Here is a 14,825-nt window from a genome sequence, read left to right as displayed (position 1 = left end):
ACGCGGGGCGGATCAGCTCTGACCGTTGTCCTGGGCGGCGATCGCGGCGTCGACGTCGAAGTCCTTGATCTGCTGGACGAGGTCCTCCAGGGCGGCGGGCGGCAGCGCGCCTGCCTGGTTGAACACCAACTTGCCCTTCTTGAACGCCATCAGCGTCGGGATCGAGCGGATGTCGGCCGCGGCGGCGAGCTGCTGCTCGGCCTCGGTGTCGACCTTGGCGTAGACGACGTCGGGGTGCTTCTCCGACGACGCAGCGAACGTGGGCGCGAATGCCTTACACGGCCCGCACCAAGAGGCCCAGAAGTCCACCAGGACGATCTCGTTGTCGTTGATGGTGTCGTTGAACTCTTGTGCGGTGATGTCCTTGGTAGCCACGTGTACCTCAACGTTCCTGTCGGCTGGTGTGTTCCTTCGACGGTGCGGCGTGCTGCTAAAGAGCGTATGCCTTCACCCAGTCCACCTTCATCTGTGCGTGAAACGGTGCGTTCGGGTCCGGATCCCCGGTCCACGGGTTCCCGACCGCGACGTTGAGGATCAGGTAGTGCTCCCATGCGCCGGAGAACGGGGTCCAGTCCCCGCCGAGCGCCTCGTACTGAATCTTGGTGATCCGGCCCACCTCGACACCGTCGACGTGCCAGACGATGCGGTCGGGATGCCAGTCCATGCCGTAGTCGTGGAAGCCCTGTGACACGTCGACCCCGAGTTCGGCGTCGACGCCGTGCAACTTCACGTCGAGGCTGTTGTCGGTCTTCGCCGGGCCGTGGATGTTGCCGGTCCACGTGGTGCGCGAATCCGGGGTACCCATGCCGGGGATCTCGACGATGTCGATCTCGCCCTGGCGCGGCCAGTCGTATTCGTGGCCCGGTTCCAGCCCGACCGACCAGAACGCCGGCAGCACGCCCAAGGTGCCCGGCATCTGGATGCGTGCGACGACCCGGGTCCCGACGCCGATGGACTGCTTCCCCATGGTCACCACACGTGCAGACGTGTAGTTGTTCGGCGCGCCCAGCCGGTCCGGGGCGGCTTCGCGACGGGCCTCGATGACGAGGTTGCCCGCAGCGTCGATGTAGACGTTGTCGCCGTCGGTGTAGTACTGGTTCTCCCCCGCCGACTGTCCCCACCGCCCGGTCTGCAGCCCCCAGTAGCGCAGCGCCTCGTCCATGCTGGAGAAATTGGTCTCCCACAGCAGTTTCGGGTTCGCCGGATTGCCAGGCTGCGGGATCACGACGTTGCGGTAGATCACCGACCGCCGAACCAGCCATCGGGCTGCGGTTGCCTTCGACACCGGGATGTCGAGCCAGTCGGTGCCCATCTTCTTGCTGCGGATGCCGATGGAATACATCCAGTCGACGATCATCGATCCCCACGTCACCTTGGTGCTGGTGGCGGCCGCGACGAGCACCGGATCGACCTCGACGGCCGCTGCTGCGGTACGCAGGGTGACTGCCTCGGTGACCGGTTGGACGGTCTTCGCGCTCTCGGCCTGTGGGGCTCCAGCGTCGCGGTTCCGTTCGACAAGCGCGGGATCCGGCTTCGGCGCACGGTCCGCATCGGGCTCTGCGCCGACAACGACCGCGCCGTCCGCTGCGTGTGCCGGGTCATCGACAGGGTTCTCGTCGAGGGTTCCCCCGTCTCCGGGAGTCTGGTGGTCATCACCGGCGTCGCTGCCGATGTGGTCACCGCCGGTGCCGTCGTCGGTACCGGTGTCCTCGTTGTCGAAGACGTCATCGGTGCCGTTGGCCGCTTCGCCGTCCACGTCGTCGGCCGCCGCGTCATCGTCCTGATCGACGGCCTCGTCCTCGGTGTCGTGGTCGACGCCCCTGTCGTCGGCGTCGTGGTCGGCAGCGCCGTCCGTCGTCGCGGTGTCCTTGTCGGCGGTAGCCACGCCTGCCTTCGGACCGTCGGTAGTCTCCGTCGACACCGAGCTGCCCGCTGAGCTTTCTGCGTCGGCGCTCGCCGATGCGCCTGCCGCGCCGGTCATCATGGCGGCGCCAAGCCCGGCAACCATCACGCCCCCGGCCAGCCAATGTTTGCGACCGCATCTGCGCACACCATTACCACGACGCTGACTCATCACCGGACATCCATTCTCGTCACAGGAAACAGGAAATGAAGAAATTACGAATTCCCGATCGATTTGCGTCCGAAAGGAGCGAATGCAATCGATTAGCGGAGTGTGACTGCCATTCACGAACGTAGAGCCTTGAGCTGAAAAGACACCCTCGTCTATGGCTCCCCTCCCGATCACAGCGGTGTGCGGAGCAAACGTTAGCGAAACCTCAACGGACGCGCTCGTTTTCGAACGAAAAGGCTTTTCGGCCGGAAAGTGCAATCGCGTCAAAAAGTCACTTCAGCCGAATGGTGCAGTCATTAGCTGCAATTTCAGCGCAACCGCTCAAGTTTGCCAGAGTTTTCGGGCGCTCCGTGCGGTGAACACGAAAGACGCAGGAAAAGGGAGGGTTTCGCGCGTGCAGACACGCCGCGTCAAGAACTCCGGCAATTGCCGTCTCGTGAGGAGCAAGTCGCCCGATCGGCGTTGCACAGCAGGACAAACCGACGGCGGGGCCACCAGAGCGTCTCGACCGCCAACGCCACCAGATACAGCACGGAGGCCACGGCACTGCCCCACGATCCGTAGGGCGCGTCCCACAATGCGGTGCCCACGGCGACCACGAGGACGAGGCGAATCACCCATCGCAGCGGCCGGGCGGCGCGGGCGGCCGCGTGCAGGCCATCGCGGTATTCGGCGGCGGCATCGGCCAGGCGCCCGTCCACCATCCGCGCGCCACGGCGGACAGCGCCGACCACCATCACCCGCTCTTGCGCGCTGATGCGCGCTGACCGGGGCCAGTACCGGGCCATCCGGCGGGCCGTCCAGGTGCCGTACACCGTACCGACGACCGTGAAGACGATGAGCCCGACGACGACCGAACCCGAGTCGAGCCCGGCAAGGACGCCGACGCCGACTCCGAGGACTCCGCCGGCGATCAGTGCACGGCGGACGAAGCCACCTCGCCACACGAACGCCGGAAAGACGATCACGCCCCGATTGTGCGCGACTGCGCCGGCAGGCGGACCTAGACGGTGAAGCCGAGCGCCCTCAGCTGCTCGCGACCGTCCTCGGTGATCTTGTCCGGACCCCACGGCGGGTTCCACACCCAGTTGATCCGGATCTCGTCGACCAGGCCGGCGCCCACCAGCGCGGTGCGGGACTGGTCTTCGATCACGTCGGTCAACGGGCATGCCGCCGAGGTCAGCGTCATGTCGATCAGCGCGACGGGGCCGGAATCGCCGGCCTCCAGGTTGATCCCGTAGACCAGGCCCAGATCGACGACGTTGATCCCGAGTTCGGGGTCGACGACGTCGCGCATGGCCTCTTCGACTTCGGCGAGCAACTCGTCGCCCGCTGCGGTTTCACTCATGGAATCTCCTCAGAATTCTCGGGGCCGTGGGCCTGCGCCAGCGCGGCCTTGAAAGCCGTCCAGCCCAGCAGCGCGCATTTCACCCGCGCCGGGTACTTGGCCACCCCGGCGAAGGCGACACCGTCGCCGAGCACGTCCTCATCGCCCTCTATCTTGCCCCGCGACGACACCATCTCCGAGAACGCGGCCACCGTCTTGAGCGCATCCCCGACCGTCTGCCCGATCACCTGATCGGTGAGCACCGACGTCGACGCCTGACTGATCGAACAGCCCTGGCCGTCGTAGGAGATGTCGTTGACGGTCTCGCCGTCCTCGGAGAGCGCCACCCGCAACGTCACCTCGTCCCCACACGTGGGGTTCACGTGATGCACCTCGGCGTCGAACGGCTCACGCAGACCGCGATGGTGCGGGTGCTTGTAGTGATCCAGGATCACTTCCTGGTAGATCTGCTCGAGGCGCACGTCTCAGATCCTCAACGCAATCCCCGGGCCGCGTCGCTCCGGCCGTCCGGATCGAAGAACTCCACCGCCCGGCGGACGCCCGCGACGAGCCGATCCACCTCGTCCTCGGTGTTGTACACCGCGAAGGACGCGCGCGCGGTGGCGGCGATGCCGAACCGGCGGTGCAGCGGCCACGCGCAGTGGTGGCCGACGCGGACCGCCACACCGTGGTCGTCGAGCACCTGCCCGACGTCGTGGGCGTGCACACCGTCCACCACGAACGACACCGGTGACCCGCGACCGTCCATCGTGGCCGGCCCGATGATCCGGACACCGTCGATTGCCGACAGTCCGGCCAGGGTCCGAGCCACCAGATCCCGCTCGTGCTCTTCCACGACGGGCATGCCGAGGGCATCCAGGTACCGTGCAGCCGCGGCCAGTCCGACCACCTGCGAGGTCATCGGCGTTCCGGCCTCGAACCGCTGCGGTGCGGGCGCGTAGGTGCTCGCCTCCATGGTGACCGTCTCGATCATCGAGCCGCCGGTCAGAAACGGCGGCATCGCATCGAGCAGGTCGCGCCGGCCATAGAGCACGCCGATACCGGTGGGACCCAGCATCTTGTGCCCCGAGAACGCCGCGAAGTCCACGCCGAGGGCATGGAAGTCGACGGGTTGGTGCGGCACCGACTGGCAGGCGTCCAGCAGTACCAGCGCACCGACCGCCTTGGCGCGCGCGACAAGTTCCGCCACCGGGGCAACGGCCCCGGTGACGTTCGAGTGATGGCTGAACGCAACAATCTTCACCCGATCGTCGAGTGCCAGAGAGTCGAGATCGATGCGGCCGTCGTCGGTGACGCCGTACCAGCGCAGGGTCGCGCCGGTGCGCCGGGCCAGTTCCTGCCACGGCACCAGGTTGGCGTGGTGCTCGAGCTCGGTGGTGACGATGACGTCGCCGGGTCCGACGGCACGCTCGAACCGCCTGTCCCCCAGCGCATACGCCACCAGGTTGATCGCCTCGGTCGCGTTCTTGGTGAACACCAGCTCGTCGGAGTCCGCGCCGACGAATGCGGCGATGTCCTCGCGGCCCTGCTCGTAGGCGTCGGTGGACTCCTCCATCAGCTGGTGCGCGCCGCGGTGCACCGCGCCGTTGGAGGTGAGCAGGAACGCACGCTCGGCGTCGAGCACGGCGAGCGGCTTCTGCGACGTCGCCCCGGAATCGAGGTACGCCAGCTGGTTTCCGCCGCGCATGACCCGGCTCAGGATCGGGAAATCGGCACGGATCGCGGCGATGTCCAGGGTCTTGGCGGCCGTCATGTCAGGCCCCTGCGGCAGCAGCCTGGGTGAAGCGCTCGTAACCGTTCTCTTCGAGCTCGTCGGCCAATTCCGGCCCACCCGACTCGATGATGCGGCCGCCGACGAACACGTGCACGAATTGCGGCTGGATGTAGCGCAGGATCCGGGTGTAGTGCGTGATCAGCAGCACGCCGCCGTTCTCGGCCTCCTTGTAGCGGTTCACGCCCTCGCTGACCACGCGCAGCGCGTCGACGTCCAGACCTGAGTCGGTCTCGTCGAGGATCGCGATCTTGGGCTTGAGCAGGCCGAGCTGCAGGATCTCGTGGCGCTTCTTCTCACCGCCCGAAAAGCCTTCGTTGACACTGCGTTCCCCGAAGGAGGGGTCGATGTCGAGGTCGCCCATCGCGCCCTTGACCTCTTTGACCCAGTGCCGCAGCTTCGGTGCCTCGCCGCGCACCGCGGTGGCTGCCGTGCGCAGGAAGTTCGACATCGACACGCCGGGTACCTCGACCGGGTACTGCATCGCCAGGAAGAGGCCCGCTCGAGCACGCTCGTCGATGCTCATCTCCAACACGTCCTCGCCGTCGAGGGTGATGGACCCGGAAGTGACGGTGTACTTGGGGTGGCCGGCGATCGCGTAGGACAGCGTGGACTTGCCCGAGCCGTTCGGGCCCATCACGGCATGCGTCTCGCCTGACTTCACGGTCAGGTTGACCCCTTTGAGGATCGGCACTTCTTCGCCTTCCGGCGTGAAGACCGATGCGTGCAGGTCCTTGATTTCCAGTGTGGTCATGGCTACGAGGTTCTCGATTCCGTGATTGCTAGTTCTCGTTCGATTGCTTCGGTCAGGCGCTCACGCACGGCGGGGACGGCGATCTTCGCGATGATCTCGTTGAAGAAGCCGCGCACCACCAGGCGGCGGGCCTGGTCCTCGGGAATGCCGCGCGCCCGCAGGTAGAACAGTTGCTCGTCGTCGAAACGCCCGGTGGCACTGGCGTGCCCGGCGCCGACGATCTCGCCGGTCTCGATCTCCAGGTTCGGTACCGAGTCCGCGCGGGCACCATCGGTGAGCACCAGGTTGCGGTTCACCTCGAAGGTGTCGGTGCCGGTGGCCTCGGCCCTGATGAGCACGTCACCCACCCAGACGGTGTGCGCGTCCGGCTTCTTCGAGTCCGGATCACCTTGCAGCGCGCCCTTGTACAGCACGTCGGACTTGCAGTTGGGCTGCGAGTGGTCGACGAGCAGCCGGGCCTCGAAGTGCTGTCCGTCGTCGGCGAAATACGTGCCGAGCATCTTGGCATCCCCACCGGGGGCGTCATACCGCACGTTCGCTGTGGTCCGGACGACGTCGCCGCCGAGGGTCACGTTGACGTGTCCCAGCACCGCGTCCTTGCCCAGCCGGGCGTGGTGCGCGCTGACATGCACGGTGTCGTCAGCCCAGTCGGCGATCCAGATGATGCCCAGGCCGGCGGAGTCTCCGACGATGATCTCGACGTTGTCGGCGTAGGTACCGCTTCCCCTCAGGTCGACGACGACGATCGCGCGGGAGAGCTCTTCGACACGGATCTGCAGGTGCCCGTAGGCGACCTTGCCCTCACCGGGTCCGGTGATGCCGATCTCGATCGGTTCGGCGATCTCGGTGTCGCGTGCGACGGTCACGATGGTCGCCGTATCGAACGACGAGAATGCCTGGGCGGCAACACGATCAGACGGCACGCCGGCCTGTCCGAGACGCTCGTCGCCGCGCGCGACGGTCTGCACCGTCACGCCGGGACGTTCGGAGACCGCGATCCCGGCCGACCCGGTCGGGGTCGCGGAGCCGTCGTGCAGGCCGCGCAGCCGCTTCAGAGGTGTGAACCGCCAGATCTCGTCGCGCCCGCCGGGCACCTCGAACGCGTTGACGTCGAACGACGAGAACAGCTCGCCCTTGTTGACGGCAGCGAGGGCCGAACCCTCGACTGCCTGAGTCAGATTGCCCATATCTAGCCGACCGCGCCTTCCATCTGCAGCTCGATCAGCCGGTTGAGCTCGAGTGCGTACTCCATCGGGAGTTCCTTGGCGATCGGCTCGACGAAGCCGCGCACCACCATCGCCATGGCCTCGTCCTCGGTCAGACCGCGGCTCATCAGATAGAACATCTGGTCCTCGCTGACCTTGGACACCGTGGCCTCGTGTCCCATCGTCACGTCGTCCTCGCGGATGTCGACGTACGGATAGGTGTCGGAGCGGCTGACGGTGTCAACCAGCAGCGCATCGCATTTCACCGAGGAGCGTGATCCGTGCGCCCCCTTGTTGACCTGCACCAGGCCGCGGTAGGAGGCGCGGCCGCCACCGCGGGCCACCGACTTGGACACGATGTTGCTCGACGTGTTGGGCGCCAGATGCAGCATCTTGGCGCCGGTGTCCTGGTGCTGCCCCTCACCGGCGAACGCGACCGAGAGCACCTCGCCCTTGGCGTGCTCACCGGTCATCCACACCGCCGGGTATTTCATGGTGACCTTGGAGCCGATATTCCCGTCAACCCACTCCATGGTGGCGCCGGCCTCGGCGCGGGCGCGCTTGGTGACCAGGTTGTAGACGTTGTTCGACCAGTTCTGAATGGTCGTGTAGCGGCAGCGCCCGCCGGGCTTGACGATGATCTCGACGACGGCGCTGTGCAGCGAGTCGCTCTTGTAGATCGGCGCCGTACAACCCTCGACGTAGTGCACGTAGGCGTTCTCGTCGACGATGATCAACGTCCGCTCGAACTGACCCATGTTCTCGGTGTTGATGCGGAAGTAGGCCTGCAACGGGATGTCGACGTGCACCCCGGGCGGGACGTAGATGAACGACCCGCCCGACCACACGGCGGTGTTCAGCGCGGAGAACTTGTTGTCCCCGGCCGGGATCACCGTGCCGAAGTACTCCCTGAACAGCTCCGGGTGCTCTTTGAGAGCGGTATCGGTGTCCAGGAAGATCACGCCCTGGGCCTCGAGGTCCTCGCGGATCGAGTGGTAGACGACCTCAGACTCGTACTGGGCGGCGACACCGGAGACCAGGCGCTGCTTTTCGGCTTCCGGGATGCCCAGCTTGTCGTAGGTGTTCTTGATGTCGGCCGGCAGGTCGTCCCACGTGGCGGCCTGCTTCTCGCTGGAGCGCACGAAGTACTTGATGTTGTCGAAGTCGATGCCCTCGAGGTTGGAGCCCCAGCTCGGCATCGGCTTCTTGCCGAAGGTGCGCAGGGCCTTCAAGCGGATGTCGAGCATCCACTCGGGCTCGCTCTTCTTCGCCGAGATGTCGCGGACCACCGCTTCGGACAGCCCGCGCTGTGCGCTGGCGCCCGCGACGTCAGAGTCAGCCCAGCCGTAGCCGTACTTACCCAGCGAGGCGATGGCCTCCTCCTGGGTCAAGGCCTCCGGCTTAGAGACTGACGCCTCCGGTGTGAGTGTCATTGCGACACACTCCTTTTGCTCGTGTGATGGCTTCGGCGCGGGCTGTGTGCCGAAGATTTCCTGTTGTCCGTTGTCTTAGGCGTTCGTTGTCTCAGCGTTCGGCCGGCACCAGCGGCACGTGGGTGGTACAGGCACAGTCGCCGTTGACAATGGTCGCAAGCCGCTGCACGTGGGTGCCCAGCACCTCGGCCATCGCCTGTTGTTCGGCCTCGCACAGCTCGGGGAACTGCTCGGCGACGTGCGACACCGGGCAGTGATGCTGACAGATCTGCACTCCGCGCACCGGGCCGCCGACCTTGGCGGTGGTGGTCGCATATCCGGCCCCGCTGAGGGCTTCGGCGATCCTGTCCGCCACGGCCTCCACCTCCCCGTCGGACGCCGCATCGCCCACCGGGTCCACGTCGGCGAGGATCGCGTCGATGCGGCGGCGGGCGAAGGTCCGTACCGCGTCGTCACCGCCGATCTCACGGAGCTGCCTCATGGCCGCCGAAGCGAGATCGTCGTAGGTGTGCTCCAACTTCGCCTTACCGGCCGCGGTGAGCTGATAGCGCTTGGCGGGCCGGCCGCGGCCCGCATGCTGCCAGGCCGCCGCAGCCTGGGCCTGCGCTTCCCCCGCCTCTATGAGTGCGTCGAGATGTCTGCGCACACCGGCCGCCGACAGGCCCAGCCGCTCACCGATGCGGCCGGCGGTGATCGGACCGGACTCGAGCAGCAGCCTGATGATGGCGCCCCGGGTGTGACCGTCGGCAGCAAAAGAAGGCGCCGATGCCGGCGCCTCCGAGCTGTGCGGACGGATTTTCACAACACCAGTGTGACGCAATTCAGTGGGCGGGTCTAGCAAGGGCACCCTTAGCAGCCGGGTCGGAGTTCTCACACACGTCGTCGCGCTTTGGGGGAATAACCGCCCGCTACGCTGCCATCGTGGCAGCCCGCGAGCACTCCCTCAGCTCGTCGATCGCCCGCTGGCACGGTGACGAGCGGACGGTCGGCAGCCCGCTGACCGCCGCCGAGGTGGCCGCGATGCATCGCACCCGCATCTTCGGCGCCACCGGCACGGTGCTGATGGCCATCGGCGCGCTGGGCGCCGGCGCCCGGCCGGTCGTGCAGGACCCCACCTTCGGGGTCCGGCTGCTCAACTTGCCGTCGCGTATCCAGACGGTGTCGTTGACGATGACGACCACGGGCGCGGTGATGATGGCGCTGGCGTGGCTGATGCTGGGCCGGTTCGCGCTGGGCCCCCGCAAGATGACGCGCAGCCAGCTCGACCGGACACTGCTGCTGTGGGTACTGCCGCTGCTGATCGCGCCGCCGATGTACAGCAAGGACGTCTACTCCTATCTCGCCCAGAGTGAGATCTCGCTGCAGGGCAACGACCCGTACAAGGTCGGTCCCGCTCCCGGACTGGGCCTCGGTCACGTCTTCACCCTGTCGGTGCCGAGCATGTGGCGGGAGACCCCGGCGCCGTACGGGCCGCTGTTCCTGTGGATCGGCCGTGGCATCTCGCGCCTGACCGGGGAGAACATCGTCGAGGCGGTGCTCTTCCACCGGCTGGTCGTGCTACTCGGTGTGGGCATGATCGTGTGGGCCACCCCGCGCCTGGCCCGGCGCTGCGGCGTCGCCGAGGTCAGCGCGCTCTGGCTGGGTCCGGCCAACCCGCTGCTGATCATGCATCTGGTGGCGGGCATCCACAACGAGGCGCTGATGCTGGGCCTGATGCTGGCGGGCACCGAGTTCGCGCTACGCGGCGTGGACGCGGCCACCCCGTTGCTGCCCCGCCCGCTGACGTGGCCGCGCGGAAAGGAGCAGTGGGCCCGCTGGTATCCGCTGGCGATGCTCGTCACCGGCGCCGTGCTGATCACGCTGTCGTCGCAGGTGAAGCTGCCGTCGCTGCTTGCGCTCGGCTTCGTGGCGATGGCACTGGCCCACCGCTGGGGCGGCACCGTCAAGGCCTTCCTGATCGCGAGCGCCTCGCTCGGGACGGTCAGCCTGGCGGTGATGGCGCTCATCGGCTGGGCCAGCGGGCTGGGCTTCGGCTGGCTGTTCACGCTCGGCACCGCCAACGTGGTGCGCAGTTGGATGTCTCCACCGACCCTGCTGGCGCTGGGCACAGGCCAGGTCGGCATCCTGCTCGGGCTCGGCGACCACACCACCGCGGTGCTGGCACTGACGCGCGCGATCGGCGTGACACTGATCGCGGTCATCGTGTTGTGGCTGCTGTTGGCGGTGTTGCGCGGTCGGCTGCACCCGGTCGGCGGGCTCGGCGTCGCACTAGGGGCCACGCTGCTGCTGTTCCCGGTGGTGCAGCCCTGGTACGTGCTGTGGGCGATCATCCCGCTGGCCGCCTGGGCCACCCGCCCACGGTTCCGCGCTGCGGCCATCGCCGTCACGCTGGTGGTCGGGATTTTCGGGCCCACCGCCAACGGCGACCGGTTCGCGCTGTTTCAGATTGCGCTGGCGACCGTGGCAAGCACGGTGATCCTGCTGATCCTGGTGGCGCTGACCTATCGGAGGTTGCCCTGGCGCGTCCGCTCCGACGGCGCGGACGGCGAGGCATCACCGCCACCGCCGCCACCGCGCGCCAAACCCGACGCCTACGCTGAGACCCCGTGACCTCCGTACCTTCCCCCCCGGTGCAGTTGCGCGGGGTCAGCAAGCGATATGGAGCAACGACGGCCGTCGCCTCGCTCGACCTCGACGTGCGGGCCGCCGAGGTCTTCGCCCTGCTCGGGCCCAACGGCGCCGGCAAGACCACGACGGTGGAGATGTGCGAGGGTTTCATCAGGCCCGACGCCGGCTCGATCAGGATCCTGGGCCTGGACCCGGTCGCCGACAACGCCGAGGTGCGCGCCCGTACCGGCGTGATGCTGCAGGGCGGCGGCGCCTATCCGGCGGCCCGCGCGGGCGAGATGCTCGACCTCGTCGCGTCCTACGCCGCCGACCCGCTCGACCCGCAGTGGCTACTGGACACGCTGGGACTCACCGATTCGGCCCGCACGACCTACCGGCGGCTCTCCGGGGGACAACAGCAGCGGCTCGCGCTCGCCTGCGCGGTCGTCGGCCGTCCCGAACTGGTCTTCCTCGACGAGCCCACCGCCGGCATGGACGCCCACGCCCGGCTGGTGGTGTGGGAGCTGATCGACGCGCTGCGCCGCGACGGCGTCACGGTGGTGTTGACCACCCACCAGCTTGCCGAGGCCGAGGAACTGGCCGACCGGATCCTGATCATCGACCATGGCGCGGCGGTCGCCACCGGTACTCCCGCCGAGCTCATGCGCAGCGGAGCCGAGAACCAGCTGCGCTTCCGCGCGCCCCGCATGCTCGACCTCTCGCTGTTGATCGCCGCGCTGCCCGAGAAATACCGAGCCTCCGAGACCGCGCCGGGCGAGTACCTCGTCGAGGGACACATCGACCCGCAGGTGCTGGCCACCGTGACCGCGTGGTGCGCGCGGCTGGACGTGCTGGCCACCGACATGCGGGTCGAACAACGCAGCCTGGAAGACGTCTTCCTCGATCTGACGGGGCGGGAGTTGCGCAAATGACGACGGGAAACCGTTTCGCCCCGGGCACGTTCACCCCCGATCCGCGTCCAGCACCGATCCCGAAGATGCTGGCCGCGCAGTTCGGGCTGGAGTTGCGCCTGCTGCTGCGCAACGGCGAACAGCTGTTGCTGACCATGTTCATCCCGATCACGCTGCTGGTCGGGATGACGCTGCTGCCGCTGGGTGACTTCGGGGCGAACCGGGCCGACACGTTCGTCCCGGCCATCATGGCGCTCGCGGTGATCTCCACGGCGTTCACCGGGCAGGCGATCGCGGTCGCGTTCGACCGGCGCTACGGCGCGCTCAAGCGGCTCGGCGCGACCGCGCTGCCGGTGTGGGGCATCATCGCCGGCAAGTCGCTGGCGGTGGTCGCGGTGGTGTTCCTGCAGGCGATCCTGTTCGGCGCCATCGGCTTCGCCCTGGGATGGCGTCCGCCGCTGGCCGGTCTGGCGCTCGGCGCGATGATCATCGCGCTGGGGACCGCGGTGTTCGCTGCGCTGGGCCTGCTGCTCGGCGGCACCCTGCGCGCCGAGATCGTGCTCGCCGTGGCGAACCTGCTGTGGTTCGTCTTCGCCGGACTGGGCGCGCTCACCCTGGAAGGCGGGATGGTGCCGTCGGCGGTGCAGTGGGTGGCACGCCTGACGCCGTCCGGCGCGCTGACCGAGGCGCTGTCCCAGGCGATGACGTCATCGATGGACTGGTTCGGCTTGGCCGTACTCGCGGTGTGGGGTGCCGTCGGGGCGCTCTGCGCGTTGCGCTGGTTCCGCTTCACCTGAGCCGTTCAGCCACGCGCGTCACACGACCCGCCCCTACTACGAGGTGTAGTTAACGACGCTCTACCATCGGAGCGTGCCCGTCGGACGACTCTTCCTGCGGCTGGTCGACCTGCTGCCCGAACCCAGCCTTCGGGTTCAGCGCCTTATCGCCGCCGCCGTGATCCTGACCCAGGGCGGCATCGCCGTGACCGGGGCCATCGTGCGGGTCACCGCGTCGGGCCTCGGGTGTCCGACCTGGCCGCAGTGCTTCCCGGGCAGCTTCACCCCGGTCCCGCACGCCGAGGTCGCCGGTATCCACCAGGCGGTCGAATTCGGCAACCGGCTGTTGACGTTTTTGGTGGTGTTCACCGCCGCGGCGGCCGTGCTGGCCGTCATGCGCGCCCGGCGCCGCCGCGAAGTATTGATCTACGCCTGGCTGATGCCCGCCTCGACGGTGGCGCAGGCGATCATCGGGGGCATCACCGTGCTCACCGGCCTGCTGTGGTGGACGGTCGCGATCCACCTCCTGGTGTCGATGGCGATGGTCTGGCTGGCGGTGCTTCTGTACGTCAAGATCGGGGAACCGGACGACGGCGTGGTGGTCACACGGGCGCCGAAGCCGTTGCGGCAGCTGACCGCGCTGTCCGGCCTGACGCTGGCCGCGGTGCTGGTCACCGGAACGATGGTCACCGGCGCCGGCCCGCACGCCGGGGACAAAAGCCTGGAGCGGCCGGTGCCGCGGCTGCAGGTGGAGATCACCACGCTGGTGCACATGCACTCCTCGCTCTTGGTCGCCTATCTGTCGCTGCTGGTGGGCCTGGGTTTCGGTCTGCTCGCCGTGCGCGCGTCGCGGGAGGTCATGAAACGTCTCGGTGTCGTGGTGGTCCTGGTGGCCGCGCAGGGGACGCTGGGGGCGATCCAGTTCTTCACCGGGGTGCCCGAGGCTCTGGTCGCCCTGCACGTCGCGGGTGCTGCGGCGTGCACCGCCGCCACTGCGGCGCTATGGGCGTCGATGCGAGAGCGGACCGAGCCCGAGGCGCTCCAGCGCTGACTCCACGGCCAGCGCGAACCGGCGTTCCTGGCGCTTGCGGTCCGCCCCGTGCAGCTGGCGCCAGCCCAGGGACGGTTCCACCAACTCGAGCTCGAGCAACCGCGGATCGTCGCCACCGCCGATGAGGTCGACCCGCGCATACAGCAGATCCGACGCCGTCAATCCGACCCGAGCCGCGGCCGCGGCCAACGCGGCGCGGCCGAGGTCCCACAGCTCGAAATCCGGATCGGCGGGGCACAGCGTCTCCTCGGCGTAGGTGCCTGACTCGTCGAAGACCGGCGACTGCCCCGGCGCGGGCAGCATCGGCGCCTTGGTGAACGCATGGGACTGCTCGCCGCCCAGGAACACCAGGGCGGTCTCGCCGGCGCTGATCCGCCGGTCATACGGCTGCACCAGCGCGGTACGCCCGGCCGCGTGCAGGGACACGGCGTGGGCGCGGGCCCGGGCGGCGTCGGTGAAGCGCAGCGCACCCACCGATCCCGCGCCCACCGACGGCTTGACCACCACCTCACCGGCTGGGATGGTCACCGGCTCCCCCGGTGCGAAGAACGCGCTGGGCACCGTCGGCACCCCGGCCGCGGCCAGGTCGGCCAGATAGCGCTTGTCGGCGTTCCAGGCCACCACTTCCGGCGGGTTCAGCAGATGCGCGACCCGCCGAGTCCAGGCGAGGAAATCGTCGAGCCGGTCGGTGTAGTCCCAGGTGGCCCGCAGGATCACCAGGTCGGCGTTCGCGGTGGCCGGATCGTCCCAGGATGCCCACCGGGCGTGCAGCCCCCGGGCCCTCAACGCGGCGACGAGGCCGGCGTCGTCGCCGTCACCCTCGGGCAGCGCCGCGCAGCCGGCGAACACGATGCGCGGGTGGAAGACGTCGGGGCGGACGAGTTTCATGACGAGT

General features: G+C 68.1%; 15 protein-coding genes. 4 read left to right on the top strand and 11 right to left on the bottom strand.

Annotated elements, in window-relative coordinates:
• Positions 1–12 precede the first annotated feature (12 nt).
• The 10 genes from trxA to KXD97_RS21235 form a co-directional block, all read right to left on the bottom strand.
• Positions 13–375 (bottom strand): thioredoxin, encoded by a 363-nt coding sequence (trxA, locus tag KXD97_RS21280; RefSeq protein ID WP_260752198.1) that lies wholly within the window; start codon positions 373–375, stop codon positions 13–15.
• Positions 376–430: 55 nt separating this feature from the next.
• On the bottom strand, positions 431–1,885 hold the full coding sequence (locus tag KXD97_RS21275) for a glycoside hydrolase family 16 protein (RefSeq protein ID WP_260752197.1): 1,455 nt from the start codon (positions 1,883–1,885) through the stop codon (positions 431–433).
• Between the two features lie 599 nt (positions 1,886–2,484).
• Positions 2,485–3,042 carry a hypothetical protein gene (locus KXD97_RS21270; RefSeq protein WP_260752196.1) on the bottom strand — a complete coding sequence of 186 codons (558 nt, stop codon included), beginning with the start codon at positions 3,040–3,042 and terminating at the stop codon, positions 2,485–2,487.
• A gap of 35 nt (positions 3,043–3,077) precedes the next feature.
• Positions 3,078–3,422 carry a metal-sulfur cluster assembly factor gene (locus KXD97_RS21265; protein ID WP_260752195.1) on the bottom strand — a complete coding sequence of 115 codons (345 nt, stop codon included), beginning with the start codon at positions 3,420–3,422 and terminating at the stop codon, positions 3,078–3,080.
• The gene (gene sufU, locus KXD97_RS21260; protein ID WP_260752190.1) at positions 3,419–3,883 is read right to left on the bottom strand and encodes a Fe-S cluster assembly sulfur transfer protein SufU; all 465 of its coding nucleotides are present in this window, start codon (positions 3,881–3,883) and stop codon (positions 3,419–3,421) included. Before sufU ends, KXD97_RS21265 begins: the two co-directional genes overlap by 4 nt.
• Before the next feature lie 11 nt (positions 3,884–3,894).
• Complete coding sequence (locus KXD97_RS21255) at positions 3,895–5,175, bottom strand: cysteine desulfurase (RefSeq protein ID WP_260752189.1); 1,281 nt, start codon at positions 5,173–5,175, stop codon at positions 3,895–3,897.
• A gap of 1 nt (position 5,176) precedes the next feature.
• Positions 5,177–5,947, bottom strand: a complete 771-nt coding sequence (gene sufC / locus KXD97_RS21250; RefSeq protein ID WP_260752186.1) for a Fe-S cluster assembly ATPase SufC — start codon at positions 5,945–5,947, stop codon at positions 5,177–5,179.
• Positions 5,948–5,949: 2 nt separating this feature from the next.
• Entirely contained in the window at positions 5,950–7,134 is a 1,185-nt protein-coding gene (gene sufD, locus KXD97_RS21245; protein ID WP_260752185.1) for a Fe-S cluster assembly protein SufD, read from the bottom strand.
• A gap of 2 nt (positions 7,135–7,136) precedes the next feature.
• Entirely contained in the window at positions 7,137–8,585 is a 1,449-nt protein-coding gene (gene sufB / locus KXD97_RS21240; RefSeq protein WP_260752184.1) for a Fe-S cluster assembly protein SufB, read from the bottom strand.
• 91 nt (positions 8,586–8,676) lie between these two features.
• Positions 8,677–9,459, bottom strand: coding sequence for a metalloregulator ArsR/SmtB family transcription factor (locus KXD97_RS21235; RefSeq protein WP_260752182.1), 783 nt, complete (start codon positions 9,457–9,459; stop codon positions 8,677–8,679).
• Between the two features lie 47 nt (positions 9,460–9,506).
• Here KXD97_RS21235 and mptB point away from each other — a divergent pair, with 47 nt between their 5' ends.
• The 4 genes from mptB to KXD97_RS21215 all read left to right on the top strand — a co-directional run bounded on the left by mptB (position 9,507) and on the right by KXD97_RS21215 (position 13,930).
• Positions 9,507–11,195 carry a polyprenol phosphomannose-dependent alpha 1,6 mannosyltransferase MptB gene (gene mptB, locus KXD97_RS21230; protein WP_260752180.1) on the top strand — a complete coding sequence of 563 codons (1,689 nt, stop codon included), beginning with the start codon at positions 9,507–9,509 and terminating at the stop codon, positions 11,193–11,195.
• Complete coding sequence (locus KXD97_RS21225) at positions 11,192–12,124, top strand: ABC transporter ATP-binding protein (RefSeq protein ID WP_260752179.1); 933 nt, start codon at positions 11,192–11,194, stop codon at positions 12,122–12,124. Before mptB ends, KXD97_RS21225 begins: the two co-directional genes overlap by 4 nt.
• Complete coding sequence (locus KXD97_RS21220) at positions 12,121–12,900, top strand: ABC transporter permease (RefSeq protein ID WP_260752178.1); 780 nt, start codon at positions 12,121–12,123, stop codon at positions 12,898–12,900. Before KXD97_RS21225 ends, KXD97_RS21220 begins: the two co-directional genes overlap by 4 nt.
• Positions 12,901–13,000: 100 nt before the next feature.
• Entirely contained in the window at positions 13,001–13,930 is a 930-nt protein-coding gene (locus KXD97_RS21215) for a heme A synthase (RefSeq protein WP_260758092.1), read from the top strand.
• Here KXD97_RS21215 and KXD97_RS21210 read toward each other — a convergent pair.
• The gene (locus KXD97_RS21210; protein ID WP_260752176.1) at positions 13,880–14,818 is read right to left on the bottom strand and encodes a RimK family alpha-L-glutamate ligase; all 939 of its coding nucleotides are present in this window, start codon (positions 14,816–14,818) and stop codon (positions 13,880–13,882) included. The two genes, KXD97_RS21215 and KXD97_RS21210, sit on opposite strands and share 51 nt — an antisense overlap.
• Positions 14,819–14,825 lie beyond the last annotated feature (7 nt).

Source organism: Mycobacterium sp. SMC-8 (genome assembly GCF_025263565.1).
Classification (GTDB): domain Bacteria; phylum Actinomycetota; class Actinomycetes; order Mycobacteriales; family Mycobacteriaceae; genus Mycobacterium.
The sequence above is the reverse complement of the archived record's forward strand: the minus strand, read 5'-3'. Positions and strand labels throughout refer to the sequence as shown.

Coding starts and splice junctions, on each gene's coding strand:
- KXD97_RS21255 (WP_260752189.1), bottom strand. CDS start 5,175: ATGACGGCCGCCAAGACCCTGGACATCGCCGCGATCCGTGCCGATTTC.
- sufD (WP_260752185.1), bottom strand. CDS start 7,134: ATGGGCAATCTGACTCAGGCAGTCGAGGGTTCGGCCCTCGCTGCCGTC.
- KXD97_RS21265 (WP_260752195.1), bottom strand. CDS start 3,422: ATGAGTGAAACCGCAGCGGGCGACGAGTTGCTCGCCGAAGTCGAAGAG.
- KXD97_RS21210 (WP_260752176.1), bottom strand. CDS start 14,818: ATGAAACTCGTCCGCCCCGACGTCTTCCACCCGCGCATCGTGTTCGCC.
- sufC (WP_260752186.1), bottom strand. CDS start 5,947: ATGACCACACTGGAAATCAAGGACCTGCACGCATCGGTCTTCACGCCG.
- KXD97_RS21220 (WP_260752178.1), top strand. CDS start 12,121: ATGACGACGGGAAACCGTTTCGCCCCGGGCACGTTCACCCCCGATCCG.
- sufB (WP_260752184.1), bottom strand. CDS start 8,585: ATGACACTCACACCGGAGGCGTCAGTCTCTAAGCCGGAGGCCTTGACC.